This window comes from Pseudomonas mandelii (assembly GCF_024138395.1).
GTDB lineage: Bacteria > Pseudomonadota > Gammaproteobacteria > Pseudomonadales > Pseudomonadaceae > Aquipseudomonas > Aquipseudomonas mandelii_E.
Genome location: NZ_JAMYDU010000040.1, coordinates 1 through 25,124, shown reverse-complemented (window position 1 = coordinate 25,124; position 25,124 = coordinate 1). Strand labels below are relative to the sequence as shown.

The 25,124-nt window shown below is 59.4% G+C and carries 14 protein-coding genes, 1 rRNA gene and 1 pseudogene; 5 read left to right on the top strand and 11 right to left on the bottom strand.

What is annotated here, in order from left to right:
- Nucleotides 1–76, top strand: a 5S ribosomal RNA gene (rrf, locus tag NHU87_RS28730); the annotation flags it as partial.
- Nucleotides 77–141: 65 nt separating this feature from the next.
- Here the strand turns inward: rrf and NHU87_RS27645 are convergent.
- From NHU87_RS27645 to NHU87_RS27630, 4 genes are all read right to left on the bottom strand, one after another.
- Nucleotides 142–1,338, bottom strand: a complete 1,197-nt coding sequence (locus tag NHU87_RS27645; RefSeq protein ID WP_253554732.1) for a PepSY-associated TM helix domain-containing protein — start codon at nt 1,336–1,338, stop codon at nt 142–144.
- Nucleotides 1,339–1,408: 70 nt separating this feature from the next.
- Nucleotides 1,409–3,910 carry a TonB-dependent siderophore receptor gene (locus tag NHU87_RS27640; RefSeq protein WP_253554729.1) on the bottom strand — a complete coding sequence of 834 codons (2,502 nt, stop codon included), beginning with the start codon at nt 3,908–3,910 and terminating at the stop codon, nt 1,409–1,411.
- 88 nt (nt 3,911–3,998) lie between these two features.
- Nucleotides 3,999–5,012, bottom strand: a complete 1,014-nt coding sequence (locus NHU87_RS27635) for a FecR domain-containing protein (RefSeq protein WP_253554727.1) — start codon at nt 5,010–5,012, stop codon at nt 3,999–4,001.
- The gene (locus tag NHU87_RS27630; protein WP_253554725.1) at nt 5,012–5,512 is read right to left on the bottom strand and encodes a sigma-70 family RNA polymerase sigma factor; all 501 of its coding nucleotides are present in this window, start codon (nt 5,510–5,512) and stop codon (nt 5,012–5,014) included. Before NHU87_RS27630 ends, NHU87_RS27635 begins: the two co-directional genes overlap by 1 nt.
- 302 nt (nt 5,513–5,814) lie before the next feature.
- Between NHU87_RS27630 and NHU87_RS27625 the strand changes: the two genes are divergently transcribed.
- Nucleotides 5,815–7,695: a methyl-accepting chemotaxis protein gene (locus NHU87_RS27625; protein ID WP_253554723.1), complete on the top strand. Its 1,881-nt coding sequence runs from the start codon at nt 5,815–5,817 to the stop codon at nt 7,693–7,695.
- Nucleotides 7,696–7,837: 142 nt separating this feature from the next.
- On the opposite strand, the gene NHU87_RS27620 is transcribed toward NHU87_RS27625, so the two are convergent.
- The 5 genes from NHU87_RS27620 to NHU87_RS27600 all read right to left on the bottom strand — a co-directional run bounded on the left by NHU87_RS27620 (nt 7,838) and on the right by NHU87_RS27600 (nt 14,925).
- Nucleotides 7,838–8,305 (bottom strand): SRPBCC family protein, encoded by a 468-nt coding sequence (locus NHU87_RS27620; RefSeq protein ID WP_253554719.1) that lies wholly within the window; start codon nt 8,303–8,305, stop codon nt 7,838–7,840.
- Nucleotides 8,306–8,334: 29 nt separating this feature from the next.
- Nucleotides 8,335–11,751, bottom strand: a complete 3,417-nt coding sequence (locus tag NHU87_RS27615) for a non-ribosomal peptide synthetase (protein WP_253554716.1) — start codon at nt 11,749–11,751, stop codon at nt 8,335–8,337.
- A 13-nt stretch (nt 11,752–11,764) separates the two neighbouring features.
- Nucleotides 11,765–12,694, bottom strand: a complete 930-nt coding sequence (locus NHU87_RS27610; protein WP_253554713.1) for a diiron oxygenase — start codon at nt 12,692–12,694, stop codon at nt 11,765–11,767.
- Nucleotides 12,691–13,467, bottom strand: coding sequence for a DUF3050 domain-containing protein (locus NHU87_RS27605; RefSeq protein WP_253554710.1), 777 nt, complete (start codon nt 13,465–13,467; stop codon nt 12,691–12,693). The genes NHU87_RS27610 and NHU87_RS27605 overlap by 4 nt, the downstream gene beginning before the upstream one ends.
- Before the next feature lie 747 nt (nt 13,468–14,214).
- A complete protein-coding gene (locus tag NHU87_RS27600; protein WP_253554707.1) occupies nt 14,215–14,925 on the bottom strand; it encodes a GntR family transcriptional regulator in 711 nt (236 codons plus the stop codon).
- A gap of 251 nt (nt 14,926–15,176) precedes the next feature.
- On the opposite strand from NHU87_RS27600, the gene lapG reads away from it, so the two are divergent.
- From lapG to NHU87_RS27585, 3 genes are all read left to right on the top strand, one after another.
- Nucleotides 15,177–15,869: a cysteine protease LapG gene (lapG, locus tag NHU87_RS27595; protein WP_253554702.1), complete on the top strand. Its 693-nt coding sequence runs from the start codon at nt 15,177–15,179 to the stop codon at nt 15,867–15,869.
- Nucleotides 15,870–15,883: 14 nt separating this feature from the next.
- Nucleotides 15,884–17,830, top strand: coding sequence for a cyclic di-GMP receptor LapD (gene lapD / locus NHU87_RS27590; RefSeq protein ID WP_253554700.1), 1,947 nt, complete (start codon nt 15,884–15,886; stop codon nt 17,828–17,830).
- A gap of 402 nt (nt 17,831–18,232) precedes the next feature.
- Entirely contained in the window at nt 18,233–18,559 is a 327-nt protein-coding gene (locus NHU87_RS27585; RefSeq protein WP_437180861.1) for a DUF6124 family protein, read from the top strand.
- Between the two features lie 166 nt (nt 18,560–18,725).
- Here the strand turns inward: NHU87_RS27585 and NHU87_RS27580 are convergent, their stop codons facing one another.
- Entirely contained in the window at nt 18,726–19,064 is a 339-nt protein-coding gene (locus tag NHU87_RS27580) for a hypothetical protein (protein ID WP_018930300.1), read from the bottom strand.
- A 147-nt stretch (nt 19,065–19,211) separates the two neighbouring features.
- Nucleotides 19,212–25,124 (bottom strand): annotated as a pseudogene (locus NHU87_RS27575) (LapA family giant adhesin); the annotation flags it as partial.

Here is a 25,124-nt window from a genome sequence, read left to right as displayed (position 1 = left end):
CGAACTCAGCAGTGAAACGATGCATCGCCGATGGTAGTGTGGGGTTTCCCCATGTGAGAGTAGGTCATCGTCAAGATTGAATTCCGAAACCCCTGTCTGCTTATGCAGACAGGGGTTTTGTCTTTCTGGGTTATAGAAACCTCAATCCGGTATGGGGCACATCCCACTCTTGCGCGCCTTGCTACTCCTTCGAGCCAGCAACTTGCGCCACCAGATATAGATTCCCGTCACCGACAATACTGCAATCAAAACACCCAACACCGCGATCATCACTTGCCCGGTGAGCCCAATGATTCGCCCTCCATGTATCGGCAATTGCAGCCGATAAAAACGCTCTCCCAAGGTGCCTTGCCCTGCGATTTCCTGTCCCAGTAAACGCCCGTCCGTGCCATGGAAGAACAGCCAAGACTTTCCATGGGCCTCGGTATCATGTTGCCCAAAGCCAGCCCCATAAAAGTTGTACTCAAAGCTGTAATACAACTCCCCGATCGCAGCTGTCAGCCCAAGCCTTTGCCCTTCCTGCAACGCACGTTCATAAGCCTGTTGATAACTCAGCCGCGTAACTCCCAGCTCCTCGGCAGGCATTCGTCCACGGGCCTCGTAAACGCTCGGCTCAACCGGCGAAAACAGTGAAACGGCAGGCTTGAAGACCTGGCTTGGCAGGTTCATAGCGACACTGCTGACCGCAATCGGTAGCAGCAATAACCAAAGCCACAAACCACCCGCCCGATGCAGGTCGAAGTTCAGCCGGTAGGCATGCCCGCCCTTGATCTTCCAGGCCGTCGACCACTTCTTCCAGAACGGTTTCCCACGTGGAAGCGTCAGCCAAAGCGCGATGAAACAATCGACAACCCAGGCGATCGCGACCAGTCCCATTAACAATAAACCCCAGTTATCCGGCAGGACCAGGTTGTAGTGAAACTCAAGAATGAACGGGATGAAGTTCTCCCGCTGAAAACAGCATTTCCCCCAGAACCGCTGGCCCATTTGCTCGCCATTGACCGGGTCCAGATAGAACACCTGATTGGGTTCGGCAAAAGGTTTTCCGGTCGCAGGATCATTGCGCGGTACCGCGGCCAGCAATGCGGTATGACCCGGCTCTGACGGGTACTCCATGTACCAGACTTGCAGCCTCGGATGCTCCGCTTGCAGCTTGTCGACCAAAGTGCCGGGCGGCAAACGCTGACCGTCGGCAGACGCTGAGTAGAACTCAGGATTGAGCCACTCATCCAGCTCATGATTGAACGCCAGAATGCTGCCCGTAAGCCCGGCCATCAGCAAAAATAGCGCCGTCGCGAGACCGATGTAGCGATGAAGTAAAACCAGAAATGCACGCATGGAATTTTCCTGCAGAGACGACAAAGCCAGCCCTTGAATTCAGGGGCTGGCTTTTTTGGATAACGAGTCGTTAGAACTGGTAGCTCACGGTAGCGGCGACATTGCGCTCTTCACCCAGGTAGCAGAAGTTCAGGCTGGCACAAGAGGCCACGTAGGACTCGTTGGTCAGGTTGTTCGCATTCAGACGTACGTCCACGCCCTTCAAACCCACCTTGCCCAGGTCATAGCCGACAGACGCATCGAACAATGTGTAGGACGGCACCTTCAGGGTGTTCTCCGCATCGGCCCAGCTGTAGCCGACGTAACGCACGCCACCGCCCAGACGCAGGCCATCAAGTGCTGCACTGTCGAACTTGTAGTCCGCCCACACCGAGGCCATATGACGTGGCGCCTGAGTCGGCGAGTTGCCCTTGTTTTCGATCACGTCCGTGTCGGTGCTCAACGTACTGATCATCGACTTCGAATACTCGATGTCGGTGAAGGTGTAGCTGCCGAGGACTTTCAGGTTATCGGTCAGCTGCATGTGCGCTTCCAGTTCCAGACCTTGGGAGCGGACGGCGCCTACAGCGCGATAGAAGTTTTCCTGCGGCAGTTTGGTCGCCAGGTTTTCCTGATCGATACGGAACAGCGAGGCCGTGAACAAGTTGTCGGTGCCCGGCGGCTGGTATTTCAGGCCCACTTCCCACTGGGTGCCATCGGTCGGTGCCAGAGGATTGCCGGCGCTGTCCGCGTAGGAGTTCGGGTTGAACGACTCGGAGTAACTGATGTACGGCGCAATGCCGTTATCAAACAGGTACAACGCTCCGGCTCGGCCCGTCAGCTTGGTGCGTTCGTCACTGATTTCCGTGCCCACAGGGCGCCCCGCTTCAGCCAGCCGATTTTCATCGGAGGTTTCGACCCAGTCCTGACGCAGGCCCAAAGAGAAGCGCCATTTATCCATCTCGATCAGGTCTTGCAGGTAGACGCCGGTCTGTTCCAGGCGGCGCAGATAGCTGGTCGGGCTGTAGAAGTCGATGACCGAATTGCCGTACACCGGATTGAACGCATCGATCGGCGCAAGACCGCCGCTGGTCCAGTCGACCACCGTTTTGCGTCGCTGGTAGTCCGCACCCATCAGCACGGTGTGTTTGGTTGCGCCGGTGAAGAACTCGGCTTGCAGCATGTTATCGACGATAAAGGCGTGGAGCTTTTCGTCGCCGCCGGTGTAATAGCGGTTCAACTCGTTGCTGGTGGGTGTGGTCCAGCCATAGGCGTAAACCTGATCGATCTTCACCTTGGAGTCGAGATAGCGGAAATTCTGCCGCGCGGTAAAGACGTCGTTGAAGCGGTGTTCGAACTGGTAGCCGAAGGATTGTTGATCACGCTGGAAACCATCAATGCCCGGCTCGCCTTCGAAGAAGTTTGGAGAGATCCGATTGCCGTTGCGCTGATGGATTATGCCATCGGCCGGGACGCCGGCGTGATAGCCGCCGTCGGGATCGTGTTGCAGATAGGCTTGCAGCGTCAGCGAGGTATCTTCGGTGAAATCGATGCTCACCGTCGGCGCCAGGGCGAAGCGTTTTTCCTTATTGTGGTCGAACTGTGTGTCGGACTGATCCGCCAACCCTGTCAGGCGATAGGCGATACGTTTGTCGTCATCCACTGGCCCGCTGAAGTCGAAACCCATGCCGCGTTGGCCTTGGGTGCCCACCGTGGCCTGAACCTGATGATAGGGCTCATACAACGGCTTCTTGCTGGTCAACGCCACCAGCCCGCCCGGCGAACTGCGACCGTAGAGCACCGACGACGGCCCTTTGAGAATATCGACCCGTTCGAGGAAATACGGGTCCACCTGCATGGTGCTGTAGGTACCGCTGTCGCCCATGGATTTGAGGCCGTCGAGATAGATGTTATCCACCGAGCCGTCGTTGAATCCGCGCATCGCCACGTAGTCATACCGGTGGGTTGCGCCATATGGGTTGGTCAGCACACCCGGGGTGTAGCGCATCGCCTGGGACACGGTTTGCGAGCCTTGGTCGTCCATTTGCTCGCGAGTCACCACGGACACGCTTTGCGAGGTTTCCAGCAGCGCGGTACTGGTCTTGGTGGCGATCTGGCTGTGCGTTGCGTTGTAGCCATCCATGCTGCCCAGCGCGTTCCCCAAGGCGAAGCCTTTGATGTCGGTGGTAGGAAGTGCCAGGGCTTCGGTTTCAGCGACGGGCCGCAGCACATAGCTGCTGCCATCCTGACTGACGGCCACCAGCCCTGTGCCGTTGAGTAAATGACTCAACGCCTGATCCGCCGAATAGTCGCCCTGTAATCCGGGAGACTGGAGGCCTTGGGTTTGAGCCGGAGTTGTCGACAGGGTAATGCCCGCCTGACGCGCGAATTGGTTGAGCACATCGCTCAAGGGGCCGGCGGCAAGGTTGTAGCGATGGCTAATGGCTTCGCTGCCCTGGGCTGCAACACCAAGTGTCGGCAGCAGGCCGACACCCAATGCGGTCGAGAGCAGCGCCGCCCGGATGGCGTGGCGCAATACGCCTGATTCCGCGGCGAAATGGAGAGGGTTCTTACTGATGGCGCGCACAGTCATTGTAGGTTTCCGTAGGAAGTCGCTAAAGGCAGAGTTGAAGTGCTTACTGACTAAGCCGGACTTGTTCGGAAAACCCGCCAAAAATAATTCAGGCCTGTCGCTCCAGCGTCACCCACCAGCGAGTGCGATAGCGCAGTTGTACCGGCAGGGTGTGCGGCAGAATGGCCAGCAGTTTGTCGGTGTCTTCGAGGCGGAAAACCCCGGACAACCGCAAGTGGGCAATGTCCGCCGCGCAGGTCAGATACCCGTGCCTGTAACGTCCGATCTCATTAATGAAATCCCCGAGGCGCATGTTGCGGGTGACAATCAGGCCGTCGACCCAGGCACCGGCATCCATGTCTTGAGGCGGTGCCAACTGTGCGTGACTTCGATCGATCAGATAACTCTGTCCGGCCTGCACCTGAATCGGCAGCCCATCGGCGGCCCGTGGCGAATGGATCGCGACCCTGCCGCTGGTGACGCTGAGCCGTGTGCAGTCGGCGTCCTGACGAACGATGAAGCGCGCCGCCACACTTTCGAACACGCCGTGACGGCTTTGCACCCGCAACGGTCGATCAAACGAAACCCCTTCACTTGCCCCACCGCACGTCACGATGATTTCGCCGCGAGTCAGTCTGATCAGGCGCTGCTGCGCGGTGTAGTCCAGATCCACCGCGCTGGCGGTATTGAGCTCCAGGCGCGTGCCATCCGGTAACTGGAAACCGCGTCGCTCGCCCGTGGTGGTGGCGAAGTCGGCGGTCCACTGTTGCCAACCGACCACATCCTTGCCGAGCCATGCCGCCGAACCCATCAATAACGCGCCCGACAGAAGCTTCAACGCGTGGCGCCGTCCGAGTCCCTGTGCACTGTTTTCCAACGTGTTGAAAGCGACTTGAGCGCCGGGCACCGCGCGCAGATTACTGCTCAACTCGGCTTGCAGGGACTGCACCCGTTGCCAGGCCAGTTCGTGCTCATGGCGTTCCGCTCGCCAGACGTCGCATTGCTGGCGCAGCCTGGAATTGGTCGCGTTGTTACGCAGACGCAGCAGCCAGTGGATGGCTTGTCTGACCACCTGCTGATGCGGCTCGCCCCGGCGGCTCAGCGCTGAGTTATCCACAGGCATCACGCTTCATACCGCAGCACATAGCAGTGATATAGCGCGTCAGCCACATAACGTTCCACCGAACGAAGGGACAATCCCATGTGTTCGGCGATCTGCTTGTGGGTAAGTCCTTCGCACTGGGCCAGCAGAAATGCCTGACGCACTTTCGGCTTCAGGCCTTCAAGCATGCGGGCGATGCTTTCCAGCAATTCGAGCACCAATGCCCGCGCCTCGATGCTCGGGGTTTCGGCCTCGGGCAAATGGGCGATGGTTTCCAGGTACGCGCGCTCGATTTCCTCACGGCGCCAGTGGTCGATCACCAAGCCGCGGGCGATGGTTCGCAGAAAAGCGCGAGGGGCCTTGAGCTCCAGGCGTTCGGTTCTTTGCAATAGACGAACGAACGTGTCCTGAGCCAGATCCGCTGCATCGGCCGCATTACCTAATCGAGCGCGCAGCCACTTGTTGAGCCAACCGTGATGACTGCTGTAAAGCGCCTGTACTGCAAACTCAGGTGAAGACATGAACGCGACAGCCCGACGTCACAAATGATAATTAGTCGCATTGTCATCAAGGGTCGGAAAATTTGCAACTGCGTTCGAGCGACTGTCAGCAAACACTGCTAGGCGGACGCTCTAGCACACCGTTCGGCGGGTATCTGACGTGTTTCGTACAAAATCCTAAGATTTCTCCCACTCGTGCCGACAAGACTGGTGAGACATGCGTGCACCAAAGTAGAGCGGCCACAGAATGTCCGTCTGCGCTGTTACATGGAATGTTGCAACCCGGAACGCATCCCCACTTTTTGCATAAGAAGTCCCATGAAATGAATCTAAAGTTCAGCCATAAAATCCTGCTGGCCGCTTCAGGCGTCGTGGTGCTGGCTTTTGCGTTGTTCACTTTGTACAACGACTATTTGCAGCGAAACACCATCCGACAAAACCTCGAGTCTTCCGTTGAGCAAGCCGGCGAGCTGACCGCCAGCAGCGTGCAGAACTGGATGAGCGGCCGCGTGCTGGTCCTGGAAAACCTCGCGCAAAACGTCGCTCATCAAGGCGCCAATGCCGATTTGCCGGGGCTGGTCGATCAACCCGCCCTCACGTCGAACTTCCAGTTCACCTACGTCGGGCAGGCCAATGGTGTGTTCACCCAGCGCCCTGACGCGAAGATGCCGGACGGCTACGATCCGCGTCAGCGCCCCTGGTACAAACAAGCCGTGGTCGCCGACAAGACTATGCTGACCCCGCCTTACATGGCAGCGGTCGGCGGGTTGGTGGTGACCATCGCCATGCCGGTAAAAAAGCAAGGCGAACTGCTGGGTGTCGTCGGCGGTGACTTGAGTCTGGAAACCTTGGTGAAGATCATCAACTCGGTGGACTTCGGTGGTATCGGTCACGCGTTCCTCGTCAGCGCCGACGGTCAGGTGATCGTCAGCCCGGACAAGGATCAGGTGATGAAGAACCTGAAAGACATCTATCCGGGTTCCAGCGTCCGAATCGGGAAAGGCATCCAGGAAGTAGAACTGAACAAGCAGGACCGCATCCTCTCGTTCACGCCGGTGAGCGGTTTGCCGAATGCCGAGTGGTACATCGGTCTGTCGATCGACAAGGCCAAGGCCTACGCACCACTGAGCCAGTTCCGCACCTCGGCGCTGATCGCGATGTTCATCGCCGTGACCGCCATTGCAGTGCTGCTGAGTCTGCTGATTAATGTGCTGATGCGACCGCTGACCACGATGGGCCGTGCGATGCAGGACATCGCTCAGGGCGAGGGCGACCTGACCCGTCGTCTGGTCGTAGAAAGCAAAGACGAGTTCGGCGAGTTGGGCGGCTCCTTCAACCAGTTCGTGGAGCGGATTCACGCGTCGATTTCCGAAGTGTCCTCGGCGACCCGTCAGGTTCATGACCTGTCGCAACGAGTCATGGCATCGTCCAACGCTTCGATCATCGGCTCCGACGAACAAAGCGCCCGCACCAATAGCGTGGCCGCGGCGATCAACCAATTGGGCGCCGCCACCCAGGAAATCGCCCGCAACGCCGCCGATGCTTCGCAACACGCCAGCGGCGCGAGCGAGCAGGCTGATGACGGTCGGCAGGTGGTGGAAAAAACCATCCTGGCCATGACTGAGCTGTCGCAGAAAATCAGCCTGTCCTGCACGCAGATCGAAACCCTGAACGCGAGCACCGACAACATCGGCCACATTCTCGATGTGATCAAAGGCATCTCCCAGCAGACCAATTTGCTGGCGCTCAACGCGGCCATCGAAGCGGCCCGTGCCGGTGAGGCCGGTCGTGGTTTTGCGGTGGTGGCGGACGAGGTGCGTAACCTTGCTCATCGCACTCAGGAATCGGCGGAAGAGATCCACAAGATGATCAGCTCGCTGCAGATCGGTTCTCGCGAAGCGGTGACCACCATGAACGCCAGTCAGGTCTCCAGCGAGCAGAGCGTCGAAGTGGCGAACCAGGCCGGCCTGCGACTGGTCAGCGTGACTCAGCGCATCGGCGAAATCGACGGGATGAACCAGTCGGTGGCCGCCGCGACCGAAGAGCAGACTGCCGTGGTGGAAACCCTCAACGTTGACGTGAACCAGATCAACCTGCTGAACCAGCAGAGCGTGGCCAACCTTAATGAAACATTGAAGGATTGCGATGCGCTGTCCCAGCAGGCCAATCGGTTGAAGCAGTTGGTTGATAGTTTCAAGATCTGATTGAGGTCAGTTCTACCGCGTTATCGTTCTTCGCGGGCAAGTCGGATCGCCGCACCGCTCGCTCCTACAGGTTATACGATGCCCTTGTAGGAGCGAGGCTTGCCCGCGAAAGCGGTAGATCAGTCACCGCTCAACCGAAGCCTTACACAAACAGCTTCAACACATTCCCCATCGCATCATCGGCAAACCCCTGAACAAAATCCTTGAACCCCGGCAGTGCCTCGGCGCCACCCTGGGCCGGTTCGGCGATGATGGTCCAGGTCGCCCGCGACTTGCTCGCCCCCAAGGACTCAACACTCATCGCCGCCCACAAATTGGCCACGCCCAGCGTGTTGTAGATCGTCGTCCAGGTCATGTTCAGCGCCTGGTCATCCCGGGAGTTGAGTTGCTCGACCACCAGGTTGCCGTCCTTGAAGAATTTCTTGCGCAGCGACGACACGCCTTCGCCCGTCATCTCGATGTGCGACAGCGCCGGAATGAATCGATCGAAGCCGGCAAAGTTACCGACCACCGCCCAGACGTGTGCCGCATCGGCCGGTACTTCCACCGAAGACACGACGTGGCAGCCGTGAGGATTTTTGATCAGGGTATCGGGTTGCAGAGTATTCATGGTTTTGCTCCGTGCAGGGTTAGGGTGAATCAGATGAAGTTGATTTCTTTGAGGTAGTCGCAGCCACGCCGCAGCAGCGCTGGAGATTTTTCCGGGTACTGCGCGCCCATCTGCCGGACGCCGGCCTGGGCGTTGTCATGGCCGATCATCGAGATGTCGCCGATGTCTTCTTCGAAGCCGTTAAGGTAGAAACCCAGCACGCCAAACAGTGCGTTGTCGCTGTCGACCCGGCCTAGTTGCTGCTGCCAGTCGGCGACGCTGACCATGGCGAATTCCCGACCGGCCTCGCGAAATGACGCCACGTAGGAATCCCAGCTCAGGGGCTCGGGGTTGTGCAGGTTGAACACGGCTTTTTCGGCCTGGTAACGGCTGGCGTGGAAGGCGATGAAACGGGCGAGGAAATCCACCGGCATCAGGTCGAAATTCAGCGCGAACTCCGGCACCTGGCCGAGCTGGATTGAGCCCTTGAGCATCAGCATCAAGCGATTCTTGTGGGGTTGGCAGACACCGGTAAGGCTGTTGAAGCTGATGTTGCCGGGGCGATAAAGATTGACCCGCACCCCACGCTCCCGCGCCCGTTCAAGGATCCGCTCGCCGACCCATTTGGACAGGTTGTAGCCGTTCTTGATGTAGATCGGCGGTGTCTGCGCGGCAGGCAATTCCAGCACCCGGCCATCGTCGGAAATCGTGCTGGACGCCGAGAGCGTCGAGACGAAGTTGAAGATCTTCTTGCTGCGCCCTTCACACAGGCGCAGGCACTCGAAAATCGGCTCGACGTTGTCCCGCGCCAACGACTCGTAATCGAGGACGTGATTGACGTTGGCGGCGTTGTGCACCAATGCGCCGAACTCGCGATCCAGTCGTTGATAAACGTCTTTGCTGAGCCCCAGTTGCGGACGAGTGATGTCCGCCGCGTAAACCCGCACCCGGCTCAGGTCCAGATGCCCCAGACGGTTTTCCCGCAACGCCTGATCAAAGCGTTGCGCTGCCGATTGCCCACCGCCATCGCGCACCAGGCACGCTACTTCGCTGGCGCCCCAGGCCAGCAGCGCTTCGACGATATGAACACCGACAAAGCTGTTGGCGCCGGTGACGATCACCTTGTGCACATCGCCCATTCGGCTGATCGGCAACGGCTCGATATCCAGTTCGCGGAAGGCATCGGCCAGGGCTTTTTCGCTCAGCACTTCCTCGGTCCCGGAGCCGCGCACCAAGGTCGCTAGCTTCGCAATCGTCGGCAGTTCGATGAAGCGGTTGATCGAGATGCTGCGGCCGAACTCTTCACGCAAACGCAGCAACATGCGTGACAGCAGGATCGAGTGTCCCCCCAGATTAAAGAAACTTTCGTCGGTGGAAATATCGCTGGCGGGCAGCTCCAGCAGTTCAGCCCAGATCTCCAGCAATAGCGCTTCATCGGCGCTGGCGGGCAAACGCCGTTGGCTGTTTTCGGTCACGTTGACAGGCAGTTCCAGCAGCGCTTTGCGGTCGACCTTGCCGTTGCTGGCGAACGGCATGCTCGCCAGTTCGGTCCATGCAGTCGGCTGCATGTAGTCCGGCAGAAACTGCATCGCGTGGGCTTTCAAGGCTTCGCGAGCAGCACCGGGTTGCTCTTCCTGGGGCTGCGCGAGAAAGGCCAGAATCCTTCGATGACGGTCGATGACCACCGCCACCTGACGGTACAGCTGACTGTCGCGCAGGCAGCGTTCGATCTCTTCGGGCTCGACCCGAAAGCCGCGAATCTTCACCTGATTGTCGCGCCGTCCGCACAGCTCGATACCGTCGCGGGTCCACTTGGCCATGTCGCCAGTGCGATACGCGCGCAGGCTCTGGCCATTCGGCAGGCTCAGATCCAGATAACGTTCGGCAGTCTGCTGCGGGTTGTTCAGGTAACCCAGGCATACCCCCGGGCCGACGATGTACAACTCACCGACGGTTTGCTCGGCCACCGGTTGAAAGTTTTCATCGAGGATCAGCACCTGACTGTTGGCAATCGGTGCACCGAGGGTCCGATTGCTGTCGCCGGTGCGCAGTTGTCGCGCGGTGATCAGCACCGTGGCTTCGGTCGGGCCGTAGAGGTTGTAGAGATTGCCTTGGCGGGTCAGTTGCTCGATCACGTAGGGTTCGCAAACATCGCCACCGGTCATCACGTGATCGAGCACTTGCAACTGATCCAGCGGCAGGATGCTCAACAGCGCTGGCGGCAAAAAGGCATGGCTGAGTCGTTGGTGACGGATCAGCTCGACCAGTTGCAGCGGGTCGCGACGTTGGTCATCGTTGGGCACGATCAGCTCGGCGCCCTGGAGCAACGTCGGGAAAATGTCGATCAGTGACGAGTCGAAACTCAACGATGAAAACTGCAACGCCCGGCTCTGTTCGGTCAGTTGCACATAGTCGGCGTACCACGCGGTGAAGTGCGCGAGGTTGGCCTGGCTGAGCAACACGCCTTTGGGGTGCCCCGTGGTGCCCGAGGTATAGAGCGCCATGCACGGAGCATCGAGATCAGGTCGTTGGCGCATCAAGGGTTGATCGAGATTCACATCGCCGAGGTCGATGCAGCTGATGTCCAGCCCAGGCATCGTCTCGCTGAGCGGGTGTTCTCCGTCATGCAGCAACAACACCGCGCCGGCGTTTTCCAGAATGTACTGCTGACGTTGCAGCGGATGGCTTGGCTCCAGCGGCAGGTACACCGCGCCGCTGCCCAGAATCGCCAGAATCCCCGCATACAACGCGCTGCATTTCGGCAGGCAGATCCCGACCACCAACGGCCTCTGATGTTGATCGAGCAACGGTTGCAAACGCTGCTGGATAGCGCGGCTATGGGCGTGCAGTTGCCGATAGCTCAGCGACGTACCGGCGATGTTCAGCGCCGGCCGCTCGGCAGACTGAATGAAGCGCTGTTCAAGCCGCTCGATCATGGTGATCTGGCTGAGTTGCAGCAGCCATGGTTCAGCCGTGGCGTTGAGCTGATGGACGTAGGCCAGGTGTTCTAGAAACAGTAGATTTTCCACCTGCTCAAAGTGCGTGGAAGCCGCCGGTTCTGCCTGCAAGAAATAATCGGCATCCCGGGAGAAGCGGCTGACCAGCAGCGCCACGTGATCGACCATATCGGCCACCGCTCGCAGGCGCAGCGTCTGGCCGTTGCCGGACAGTTCTTCAGCAACTGGCACGCGACTTGGTTGCATCGAGTTGTACGTGCACAGCAGGTCCAATGCTGGCAGGCCCGAGGCGCCCGGCACGCCGATACCCAGCTGCAGCGTCAGGCGCGGTGCATCGCCGAACTCCTGAAATGGCAGGCTTGCATCGTCGATCAGCAAATCAAACGTGCTGGGCGGCAGCTTCTCCAGATTCACAAGCCGCGCCAGTGAATGACCGTGTTGTTCGAGTTCCAGCGCCAGGTCGGTCAGGGCCTGGCTTTGCCCAATGAGCAAAATATCGAGACGTCTCATGATGTTCTCCTCGTTAAACCAGGTAGTCGCTCAGGGCGCTTTGTACGCACGGTGAATCGAGCAGCGAACTGCTGCGAAAAAACCGCACGATGTTGGCGACCAGCGGGTGATGGCGATTGATCGGGAAGGCCAGCCCCGACACTTCGCTCTTGAGTGCCCGGCGCGCCACATCGCTGATTTGCAAGGCATCGATCAAGCGAAAGTCGAAGGACTTCTGAATGTCGTTGGTCAGGTAGTGGCCGATGAACACCGGCAGAATTTGCGCGATGCACTGGCGATCGTCTTCGTTTGCGGTGTGCCAATAGATGCGCACCAACCGCGCCCAGAACCCGGAATGGCGACCCTCGTCGAGCAAGTGGTCGGCCATCAGGCCCTTGATCGATTGCTTCACCGTGTCGTCCTTGGCGAACGCCGCGACATCGCCGGTCACGGTGTTCTCGGCGATGGCCACGCAGATCAGCTCCACGGCGCTGCGCAGGTGTTCCGGTGCGAGCGCCACGGCGGCAGGAATTGCCCGGCTCAGTTCGATTTCATCCGGCAACTCGATCGGCACGATGCCGGTCATGGCGACGGTTTGCTGCATGAAATCCATGGCCACTAGCGCGTGGTAATCCTCGTCCACCACCACGGTCATGGCGTCGTAGCGGCAGGCGAACGGGAACGCCACGCTGAAGCGGTTTTTGGCGATGCTGCGGGCGGTCTTGTCGACGATCTCGGTTTCGAAAATCACCACGTCATTGATGAACTTGTAGAGCGTCTGCACCAGGGCAAAGTCCCGTTGTTCCGGACATTCGCGCAGGAAGGTTTCACTCAGTACCAGCGGCTGACGGCTCAGCGGATAGATCAGTTTGTCGTCGTTCTCCAGTACGCGCCGGGGGCGGGTGCGAATGGTTGCACGGCTCTCCCAGGCATCGGCGAAGGATTGGTAGTCGGCGGCGTTCATGCGTTCACCTCCGCCACCGGTTCGCTCATGCTCAGGCGCAAGCCGTCCCACAGGGCAATGCGGCTTTCCACGGCGGCAATAGCGCTGGCGTAGACGTCTTCTTCGCGCTGCGGATCGCCATCGACCAGGCGGGCGAGGAGTTTTTCCGCCGCCGGGCCGTGGTCTTCGGAATCGACTTCGATGTGCCGTTCCAGGTAATAACGGAAGGTAGGCGCCTGTTCGATGCCGATGCCCCAGTCGTCGAGAATCCGCTGGAACATCTGCGGAATCACGCTCTCGCGGCCATGCAGAAACGCCGCCGCCACACTGTGCCCCGGCGCATGCAACGCGGTGTGCAAGGTGTGACGCACGAACTGCGCGGCCGCCGGGTCGACGTCGACGCTTTGCAATGCCACGTCGTAGCTCACGCCTTCTTTTTGCAGCGCCACGAAGCGTTCGACGGCGATGGTGCTTGCACCGACTTCGCGCATCGCATCCAGGTACAACTCGAAGTGGCTGTAGTGACCTTGGGCGGGACGATCATCAGACTCTTCACCAAGCACGATCTCGTTGATCAACCGCGCAGCCTGAGGATCTCGCGGAGGCAGCCAGGGCAGTTGAACGCAGGTCAGTTCCTGTTGCAGGCGCTTGGTCAGCGACATGAAATCCCACACCGCAAACACATGGGTTTCCATAAAACGTTGAAGGACCGGTAACGACTGTATTTCAGAGAAGATCGGGTGTGCACTAAGTTCTGCTTTCTTCTGGTTAAGGCGATCTTTAGTCGGTTTCATGAGCGAGCCTATAAGTGATCTGGAATACCGTTGAGGGGGTGTTTGATCAATAACTGACGGTTGCTTGAAGTTTTTTATTGGCGAATGGGGGCCTCAATTGAATTGATGTTTTTTCAGGTGTTTAATCACTAAGTAGTACTTGGCGCCCAGTGTTTGTGGGCGGCGGAGAAAAACTAATACACGAACAAAGTGTCGGGCAAGTCATTTTTTAATTAATTCAAGTTTCAACTTTGTCGGGCGCGACAAGTTTCAATAAGACTTTTATATAAAGTTTTATTTGGGCGAAGTTGCTCCTTTCGGCTTATATAAGCCAAAATTAAAATAAAGAGTGAATGCCTCACTCAAAGCAACTTTCTACTGGGTTCGTTGATGTGATCTGAGGGGTGGAAGTTGGCTGGGAGCGACGCCGGTTCTTCCTTTCCCGTGGCAAGACTCCTTCCGTAGGTTCTTGGTGCGTCGACTGCTCCGCGGGTGCGGTGCGTCGTCCGTCATTATTCGTTGGCAGCTCAAGAGTGAGCGTAATTCACGGCAGTCGCTATCACCCCTGCATGATCTGATAGGTGCAAATGTCGGGTTTAAAGAGACAGGGGCTTTGGGGCGCGGGGCAGGAAGTCGCTGCACACCGGTCTGGTGTGAACGAAAGGGGATTTGTAAGCAGATTTGTTCGTCGGCCAATCCAGGTGCGGGAATCAGCTCCATAGCGAAGCGAGCCGCTTAATGGGCTCACTCAGCTATCGCTGCGGTTTTTTACTTTGAGTTTTTCCGGCGCTGCGCCTCAGGGCTTTCGAGGTAGCGGGTGATGACTTCGACACCCCGGTTGAGGTGGTTTTCGAGCAACGTCACTGCGCGCTCGACGTCCCGCTCTTCGGCGGCTCGCAACAATGCTCGGTGATCTTCCTGGGACAGTTTGCCCAAGCCCATGGCTTCCAGATTGAAGCGCAGGAAGCGCTCCTCTTCGTTCAATCCGTCTTCGACGAGTCTCAGCAGGCGCTTATTGCGGGCCTTTTCGTAAAGCGCCATGTGGAACAGGCGATTGAGTCGGCCGATCTCGGTGTAGTCGTGTTCCGTTTCCAACTCGTCGATATAGCGCGCCGCCTGTTCGAAATCGGCGGCTTCAAGGAGGGGGATCGACTGACGCAGGGCTTCGGTCTCCAGCAGGATTCGCAGCTCATAGGTTTCTGCGGCGTCGCCCTGAACCAGCGGTGCAACTACCGCGCCTTTATGGGCAATCACATTGAGCAGCGATTGCGCTTCGAGCTGGCGCAAAGCTTCGCGCACCGGCATGCGGCTAACACCGAACAGGTCGGCGAGGTCTTGCTGACGCACGGCGGTACCGCAAGGAATACGACCGTCGAGAATTGCCGCGCGCAAGGTTTCTTCGATCACCGAGCGCGCCAGATGGGCGGGAATCGGCCCGTTGACCTTGATGCTGCTGAGAGGGTTGGGCTTCTGTGTCACAACAAACGCACCCTGTTTGGCTGAGATATTTGGATCCAAATGGACACTAGTGACTGCTTGACAGGTTGTCAAACAGTCAAAAGTCAAAAGATCGCAGCCTTCGGCAGCTCCTACGCAAGGCTGCGATTTTTTTATTGCACCCACAATACAAAGTTTAGCGTGTCGGCAGTGATCTCACCGTGCCATTGTCTTTTACCGGGCTAACCTGCACCATCACCCGACTTCCACCTGCCTACCCTGGATGCCTCGCATTGCCGGTACGTTTCGCGATCCCTCGGATTTTGCGCTGGCTAGGCTGCGCGCTGCTGCTGGCCGGCGTCATGCTGGGCGGGCTGCATGCCGACTGGGATTTTTCGCTGATCAGCCGCCGCGCGCAGGCATTGTACGGGCCTTTGGGTGAAGGGCAGCAGCGCATTGATGCCTGGCAGCAGTTGCTGGCCACGCAAAAGCAGATTGGCGAGCTGGAACAACTCAACGTGGTCAACCGATTCTTCAACAAGCAGATGCGCTACGAAGAAGACATCGACCTGTGGCACGAGGTCGATTATTGGGAAACGCCGATCGAAGGCTTATGGAAAGGCGCCGGCGATTGCGAAGACTACGCTATCGCCAAGTATTTCAGCCTGCGCCATCTCGGTGTCTCCAGTGACAAGCTGCGCATCACCTACGTCAAGGCTTTGCGCCTGAATCGCGCGCACATGGTGCTGACCTACTACTCGAGCCCAGAGGCCATGCCTTTGGTGCTTGACAGCCTGATCGATGCGATCAAGCCCGCCAGCCAGCGAACCGATTTGCTGCCGGTCTACTCTTTCAATGCCGAAGGGTTGTGGTTGCCGGGTGCCAAGGGTAACAAGAAGGTCGGAGACACCAAACGTCTGTCCCGCTGGCAGGATGTGTTGAAGAAAATGCAGGCCGAAGGTTTCCCGGTCGAGACGACTAACTAGGAGCACGCGCTCAGATGTCTTTGTTCAAACAGCTGTTGATCGCTATCTGTCTGTTCCTGGTGGTCGCCTTCACCGGCAGCTTCATGGTCAGTCTGGAAAGCTCGCGTACCCAGTACGTCAACCAGTTGCGATCCCATGCCCAGGACGCGGCGACGGCATTGGCGCTGTCCCTGACACCGAACATCGATGACCCGGCGATGGTCGAGTTGCTGGTCAGCTCGATCTTCGACAGCGGTTATTACGCGAACATCCGTGTGGTCGATCTGGCCAACGACAAGACGATTGTCGAGCGCAGCGGCATCCCGGCGGTCACCAACGTGCCGGACTGGTTCGTCAAACTGATCGGCCTGGAACCGGCCGGTGGCGACGCGCTTGTCAGCCGTGGCTGGGAGCAGGCCGCACGGGTCGAGGTGGTCAGCCATCCGATGTTCGCGTTGGCCAAGCTGTGGCAGAGCGCGTTGGGCAGCCTCGGCTGGCTGCTGATCTGCGGCGCGGTGAGTGCGGTGCTGGGCGCGCTGTTGCTGCGCCGGCAACTGAAGCCGCTGGATTACATGGTCAAGCAATCCCACGCCATTGCTCGCCGCGAATTCCTCAGCCTGCCGGAACTGCCGCGTACCCCGGAACTGCGTCGGGTGGTGCAGGCGATGAACCAGATGGTCGAGAAGCTCAAGGCACTGTTCCAGGAGCAGGCCGAACGCAGTGAAAAACTGCGAGCCGAATCCTATCAGGACAACCTGACCGGCCTGGCCAACCGGCGTTATTTCGAGATGCAATTGAACGCACGAGTGAGTAACTCGGAGCAGGCCAGTTCCGGCTATTTGCTGCTGCTTCGGGTCAAGGATCTGGCTGGTTTGAACCAGCGGCTCGGTGGCCAGCGCACCGATGAATTGTTGAAAGCGGTGGGCGAGCAGTTGTCCCGTGAGTGCGCCAAGTACCCGGAAACCCAGAACCTCGTCACGCGCATTCGTGGCGGTGAATTCGCCGTGCTGGCGCCGGGGCTGGTGCGCGAAGAAGCGCTGCAACTGGCGAGTAATCTCGATAATGCAATGGCGAGCTTGCATGCGACGGGCGCCACGGACGTGGCGTCGGTGGCTTCGATCGGGCTGGCGCCGTTTGCCCATGGTGACTCGCCGCAAGCGGTCATCGGGTTGGCGGATCAGGCACTGGCCCAGGCGGAAAGTCAGGGCGAACCAAGCTGGGCGTGCCTCGACCACAGTGCATCGACCCGGGTTGGCGATGACCACCATGCCTGGCACACCTTGCTGGATCGGGCGTTGGATCAGCAGCGTTTCGAGCTGTACTTCCAGCCGGTGGTGGCCAGCCACGACACGCAAGTGGTGCTGCATTACAAAGTGCTGTCGCGCCTGCTCGATGAGCAGGACCAGACCATTCCCGCCGGGCGTTTCCTGCCATGGCTCGAACGTTTCGGCTGGACCGCGCGGCTGGACCGTTTGATGCTGGAGCTGGTGCTCGAGCAGATGGCCGACCATGAAGAGTCGCTGGCGCTGAACCTGTCTTCGGCGACACTGGCGGATCCGCAGGCGCTGAACAAAGTGTTCGACATTCTGCGTCAGCATTCGAATCTCGGGGAGCGACTGACCCTGGAAATCGGCGAAGAACAATTGCCTGAACAAGCGGTGCTGGAACAGCTGACTCAGCGTCTGCGCGAGCTTGGGTTCTCGCTAAGCCTGCAGCGTTTTGGTGGGCGCTTCAGCATGATCGGCAACCTGGCGCGGCTGGGGTTGGCGTATCTGAAGATCGACGGAAGTTACATCCGGGCGATTGATCAGGAGAGCGACAAGCGTCTGTTCATCGAGGCGATTCAGCGGGCGGCGCATAGCATTGATTTGCCATTGATTGCCGAACGGGTCGAGACCGAAGGGGAGTTGTCGGTGATTCGTGAGATGGGGTTGTATGGGGTTCAGGGGCAGTTGTTTGGAGAGCCTAAGCCTTGGCAGTGAGGCTGATGCCGTCATCGCGGGCAAGCCCGCTCCCACAGGATTTGTGTGGTACCACAATCCTGCGTTCACCGCCGCCCCCTGTGGGAGCGGGCTTGCCCGCGATGGCGCCAGTGCAGACACCGATTATTCCGGCTGCAAAGTCCTAGGAGATTTCCTTCAAGTTGTAGCGGTGTTGGTGAACTTGTTCCGGCCGAAGTCCAAGGCTAGTCTGGCCTTGTCACTGAATAATCGGTGACACGGACGTGCAAGTCCGACCAAACTGTTTAGGTAGCGTGCTGCCATTCCTCTCAATGAGCATTTCGATGTTCACTGCTTAATGGCGGCTGCGCGCAGGAGATCTTCGGATCTGCTGGGTGTCCTAAACAGTCCCGGTCTTGCACACCTGCGCACGGCCGCCACCCTATTCGCGTGCAAGCGAACGGTGACGGCTCCAACTTACTGTTTAGGGTATTTCTTATGTTCAAAGTAACGCCGAATCCGCCTGCTCCCCGCAGACGCCGCCTCTTCACCGTCTCACCCGACATCGACACTGAAGCCCTTCTCGCCAATGCCTCCGAAGACCTACTCTCCATCAGCGCCATCGCCGCCGACCTCGCGGATGATGTGGAAGGCTCACGGCGCTCAGTAGCCTTGGCGCTCAGCCGAATGGCCGATGGCGTGCAGTTGTTGGTGGAACGGGCGCTGGATCACCTCGAATCGCCGCAGATGCAGCCTCGGGCTGAGGTTTAGCATGAGGTAGCAGCACAGATGATCGTTCCCACGCTCTGCGTGGGAATGCAGCCCGTGACGCTCCGCGTCACAACGGTGTCAGGCGCAACGTCAGCGGTGAGGCTGGAACGCGGAGCGTCCCTTGAGGCATTCCCACGCAGAGCGTGGGAACGATCGGCGTCGGGCGTTAGATCAACCCCGTCTCATCATCATCGATCAACTGGCTCAACCCGCCCAACGCCTCACGGGCCTGGGTCCGGTCCATCAACTTGGCCTGCGCGGCCGGCGGCAGGTCGGTGACGCGGATCACGCCTTTTTGGGTCAATACCTGAATCAAGTCGTCGAGTACCCGGATCATTTCCAGGTCGCTCTGCTTGAGCTGCTTCAGGCTGGTTTCAACCACTTCATGGGCAAACCAGGCCTGGATTTCATGGTGGTCGGCCGGCAGCGTTTCCGTGGCCTCGGCGTAGGCCGTGGCTTCCACGCGCACTAACTGACCTTGCGCATCGCGTTGCACGTAAAACATTGAGCATCCCTCGGAAATGGACCAGCGTCGTGCTGTCAGCAGCATAGGCCAACGCAGGCGAGTATGCGGTGCGACGACGAAATCGTCACCCGTGAGGTGGACGCAAACGTGACGGCCGCCTGGTTTGGGCGGCCGTCAGCCTACAGATCAACTGTTGTTGTGATCGACCTTGATGGTCGGGTCACTGCCGGCAATCAACGAGTTGATGCTGGCGCTGGACCAATTGTTACCTTCCAGTTTGATCGTCACATCCGGGGTGGCCGCTGCAGCGTCGGCGCCGTTGAACTTGCCGCCAGAGCTGACTTGCAAGGACGACACACCATCCACCGTGGTGATCTTCAGGAAGTTGTCGATGGTGCTGCCGCTTTCGCCCTGCAGCAAATCACGCAGGTCGATGCGGTCGCCTTCGCTGGCCTTGAAGTCCTTGATCACGTCGCTGCCGGTATCGCCAGCCTTCCAGATGAAGGTATCGGCACCCGAACCGCCAATCAGAATGTCGTTGCCTTGACCACCGATCAACGAGTCATTGCCGCTGCCGCCGAGCAGGATGTCATTGCCCTTGCCGCCGTCGAGGAAGTCGTTACCACCCTGGCCGAAGAGAATGTCGTTGCCCGCGCCACCCAGCAGCGTGTCGTTACCGTCGTGGGCGCCAGACACGTCGAACTCGGTGTAGTGCTCGGTGATGTACTGGTGCACGTTGCTGGTGGTGACTTTGCTGACGTCGACGCCGGTCTGCTGGGCCACGAACGCCTGCATCGCCTGATAACCCTCGCCCGCAACGCCATTGAAGCTCACCAGATCGCCGAACAGGAGGTCGTTGCCGTCACCGCCATTGACCGTGTCGGCGCCCGGCATAGTCGCTTCGGTATGGCCGATGATCGAGTTGGCCAGGTCTTTCGGGTCGATGTTGGTTTGTGGCGCTTGATCCGAGTCGTACGGCTTGAGGTCGCCGAGGGTGACGTCCTTGTTCAGGCCGATCGCTTCCACCGTCGATACGTTGCTCAGCAATGTGAAGCCATTGGTGGAGTTGTCGATGGCCGTGGAGTCGGTGCTGCTGCCGGTGCCATCGCGATAGGACAGTTCGTAGGTGCCGTTGCCTTCGGCATGTAGCGTACCCATTTCGGAACTGTTCCAGCTGCCATTTTTTTTCTGAGTTTGCAGCGTGACGTTGCCGGCGCTGTCGATGGTCAGGTAGTGAGTGCTGTCCAGGTAGCCGGAATAGGTCTGCCCCAACTTGTATTTGATGGTGGCGATGACGTCATCAAGCCTCACATCGCCATACAAGGTCGGGTTGGTCTGCTCGCCGCTCTGGTAATAGGTCGGTTTACCGTCGGTGATGAAGTACGTGAGGTTCTTCGCACCGGTGTTGGCCATGGCGTCGGCACTCTGGAACCAGTTGGCCGTGGTTTTGAACACGTCCTCGTAGTTGGTGCCCCCACCGGATGACATTGAGTCCAGAACGGATTTGAGCAAGGTCAGGGCGTTCGGGTCATTCAGGTTCACCGACACCGATTTGTTGACCTGGGTATCGAAGTCCACCAGGAAAATATTCACGGTGCCGGAGTTGCTGCCCAGGCTTTGCTTGAGCGTATTGAACACTGCCGTCAGCGAATTCTTGGCCGCACTGATTGAAGAGGCGCTCATGCTGCCCGAGCTGTCGACCATGAATGCGATGTTGTAGTTGGTGCCCGGCACCACGGTCAGCCCGCCGATGTCGGCGACCATGATGTCGTTGCCGTCGGTGCCAGTGAAGGTGTCGTCGGCGGCAGTGGCGGTCGCCGCGTTGTAGACCGACGGGTACACCGTGACCGGGATCTGCGCGGTGCTCGATGCCGAACCGCCATGGGCTTCGGTGGATGTCGATGTCACGGTCAAGGTGAACTGACCGTTGTAGTACGGCGGCGGAGTAATGGTCAGCGTGCCGAGGTTCCAGCCGGTGACGTTGGCTTCGCCATGGGTCGTGGCGGTGAAGGTGTGGCCTGCGCCATCGGTGAGCACCGAGCCTGCCGGGATGCCGCTGATCTTCACGCTCAGGCTTTCGGAGCCGTCGGTGTCGGTCGGTGCCGTTTTGATCGCGGATAGATGAACGCTGGTGCCTTCGGCGCCTTCGTTGAGTTTGTAGCCGTCGTAATAGCCTTCGCCATGGGTGCCGTGCAGATCGGAAACCGTCACGCCAGAAGCGGCCAGATCGGCCACGCCGGTGTACAACGGCACGCCGGCACTGCTCAGGTCGACCGCCGCACCGCCGTTGACCGACAGGTTGACGTCATAGCTGCCCGGGCCGCTCTGGTTGTGGTGGTAGATGTCCAGGGTGTAATAACCGCTGGTGGTCGGGATGAACGAACCGTTCAGGCTGCCGCCCGCGCCCCACGTGGTTGCGGCCACGTTTTTACCGCCTATAGTCACCAACAGGCTGTCGTCACCTGTACCACTGAAGGTGTACGTCTTGCCGGCTTCGAGGTAAATCAGCCCGGACGTTTTCGAAGCGGTGCCGGCCGTGACACTGCCGTTGGACTGCACATTGGTCACAGTGCCGCTGGAGTTCGGGGTACCCGCGCCGTCGATGACCGATTTCAGCGTGCCGGAAGCTGCGCCGCTGCCATCGGTGCCTAGGCCCGACAGGCCGGTCCAGACTTCCTTGATCAGTCCGGTGGACTTGACGCTGTTGTCCGCGACGCTCAGGGATGGCGCATCGGCAACCGGTGTGATGTCGATTTTCACCGTGCCGGTGCTGCCCAGCAGTTGACCGTCGGTTGGCTGGAACTTGATCTGCGCGTAGTCCGCCTGTTTATTGCCCACGCCGCTGCCACCGTAAGCATCGACGCCCGATTCGTTGGCATCTGGGGTGAAGCGCAACTTGCCGGCGTCGATGTCGGCTTTGCTGAAGGTCTGGTTGGTCGCTACGTCTTTCCAGGTTGCACCGTCCAGGTACTGCAACTTGCCTTCGCCCGGCAGCTGAGTGATTTTCACCCCCAGGTTGGCAGTTGCGCTGTCGACATCGCTGACGCCGAAAGTCGACCAGCCGAGGATCAGCGGGGTGTCTTCGGTGCCGGTGACGTTAACCGGTGCGGCGGTTGGCGCGTCGTTCACAGCTACCACGTTGACGGTGGTGGTCGCGGTATTGGAGTAGTTGCTGCCATCGGTCACCGTCACGGTGATGATCCGCGGCACGGTGCTCGGGTTCTCACTGCTGTTGGTGAAGCTGATGTTTTTGATCTGCTGCATGTAGTCGGCCAGCGTCGCGTTGCCCGACAGGGTCAGGGTGACGGTGCCGTCCTGGCTATTGGCGTTGATGCTGATGCCATTGACGCTGTTGCCCAAGTTCAGCGCATCGCCCGGCTGACGGTTAGTCAGCACGATGGTCGCGCCGGTCAGCATCGTGCTGTCCGGGTCGGTGATTTTCAGGTCGGTGTCGCCGATCGAGACGCCCTGGCCGGTGGTGCCTTCAGTGAAGGTCACGTTGTAGTTGGCCCCGGTGGCGCCGCTGGAGTTGTTGGCGTCCAGGTCGAGAACCGGCGCAGCATCGTTGTCGATGATCGAGGTGCTGACGCTGCCGTTGGAGGCACTGACCGCGAGGTTTTCGAAGTTGCCGCCAGTGGCCGAGTCGATCTTGACCACGAAGTTCTCGGTGCCTTCGGTGAGCTTGTCGTCCAGCGTCGCGACGTTGAAGCTCGCGCTGCTGGCGCCTGCCGGGATTTTCACGGTGTACACGCCGGTGAAGTCCGAACCGTCGGCGGCGGTGCCGCTGTAGACGATTTTCAGGGTCACTTCGGTCTGTGCCGGGTGAGTCAGGCTGACGGTGTAGCTGGCGGTCTGGCCTTCGGTGACCGAGGTGCTGCCGCTGATGCTGACTTCGGTTTTGTCGATCGTGTCGGTGACAGTCGTGACCGCAGCGGTGTTGCTAGTGACCAGGTTTTCGAAGTTGCCACCGGTGGCGGTGGAGATGGTTGCCTGGACAGCGCCAGCGTCTTTGTAGACGTCGTCTATTGGCCCATCTACAGTCACGGTGCCAGTGGTTTTGCCGGCGCCGATGGTGATCACGGCGCCATTGCTCAACGTCACAGTCACCGGCGTGCCGGCGGCGTTGGTCAGGGTCGCGGTGTAAGTGATCTGGCTACCTTCGGCGACCGAGTTGGTCGCGCTCAGGCTGAGGTGGGTGGTGTCGACGGTGTCGGTCACGGTGGTGCTGACGGGCGTTTTATCCGCCACCAGGTTCTCGTAGTTACCGCCGCTGACGCCGGTGATCGAGTTGGTCAGCGGGGCATGACCGGCCAATGCATCGTTCGGTGCGGTGGTGGTCACTGTGCCGGTGGTTTTACCGACTTCGATAGTGATCGTCTGACCGTTGGCCAAGGACACGGTGACCGGGCTGCCCGTCACCGGTGCACCGACAGTCGCGGTGTAAGTGACGGTGCCGCCTTCAGTTGCCGAAGCGCTGGCGTTCAGAGTGACGGTCGAGGTATCGAGGGTGTCGCTGATGCTGGTAACCGCTGGAACCGTGCTTGGCACCAGGTTTTCGAAGTTGCCACCGGTGGCGGTGGAAATGGTTGCCTGGACAGTGCCCGCGTCTTTGTAGACGTCATCTTTTGGCGCATCGACGGTCACGGAACCGGTGGTTTTACCCGCTTCGATGGTGATGACGGTGCCGTTGCTCAGCGTGACGGTCACTGGTGTGCCGGCCGCGTTGGTCAGGGTTGCCGTGTAGGTGATCTGGCCGCCTTCATCCACGGTGCCGGTCGCGGTCAGCGACAGGTTGGTGGTGTCCTGGGTATCGGTAACCGAGGTATCCGCCGACTTGCCATCGATTTCCAGCTTCTCGTAGTTGCCGCCCTTGGCGTCATCGATCTTGACGCTCAGAGAGGCGCCGCCAGCGATGGCATCGTTTGGCGCAACGAAGTTGACAGAACCGCTGCTCGCGCCGACCGGGATGGTGATGGTCTGGCCGTTGGACAGGGTCACAACCACGGGCGAACCGGTGACCGGTGAGGTTACGGACGCGGTGTAAACCACGGTGCCGCCTTCGGCGACGCTCGATGTTGCACTCAGCGAAAGGGTGCTGGTGTCGAGGGTGTCGTTAACGGTGGTGTTGCTGGCGACCAGGTTCTCGAAGTTGCCACCGGTTGCGTCTTTGATGGTCGCTTCAACGGTGCCGGCGTCTTTGTAGACATCGTCCTTCGGAGCATCGACGCTCACGGAGCCAGTGGTTTTACCCGCTTCGATGGTGATGACGGCGCCGTTGCTCAGCGTGACGGTCACTGGTGTGCCGGCCGCGTTGGTCAGGGTTGCCGTGTAGGTGATCTGGCCGCCTTCATCCACGGTGCCGGTTGCGGTCAGCGACAGGTTGGTGGTTTCCGCAGTGTCAGTGATAGAGGTATCCGCTGACTTGCCGTCGACTTCCAGCTTCTCGTAGTTGCCGCCTGTTGCACCGTCAATTTTGACGCTCAGCGAACCGCCACCAGCCAATGCATCGTTCGGTGCAGTGAAGTTGACGCTGGCGCTGCTCGAGCCGACCGGAATGGTGATGGTCTGGCCGTTGGACAGGGTGACAACCACCGGCGAACCGGTGACCGGCGCCGATACGGACGCGGTGTAAACCACGGTCCCGCCTTCGGCGACGCTCGAAGTGGCAGCCAGCGAAACGGTGCTGGAATCGATGGTGTCGTTGACGGTGGTGACCGCCGGGGTGTCGCTGGTGACCAGGTTCTCGAAGTTGCCGCCGGTCGCGTCCTTGATGGTCACTTCGATTTGGCCGGCGTCTTTGTAGACGTCATCTTTTGGCGCATCGACGGTCACGCTACCGGTAGTCGCACCGGCGGCAATGGTGATGATCGCGCCGTTGCTCAGCGTCACGGTGACCGGTGTGCCGGCCGCATTGGTCAGGGTCGCCGTGTAGATGATCTGGCCGCCTTCATCCACTGAACCGCTGGCGGTCAGCGACAGGTTGGTGGTGTCCTGGGTATCGGTCACCGAGGTGTCGGCTGATTTGCCGTCGACGTCCAGCTTCTCGTAGTTGCCGCCCTTCGCATCGTCGATCTTGACGCTCAGCGTGCTGCCACCGGC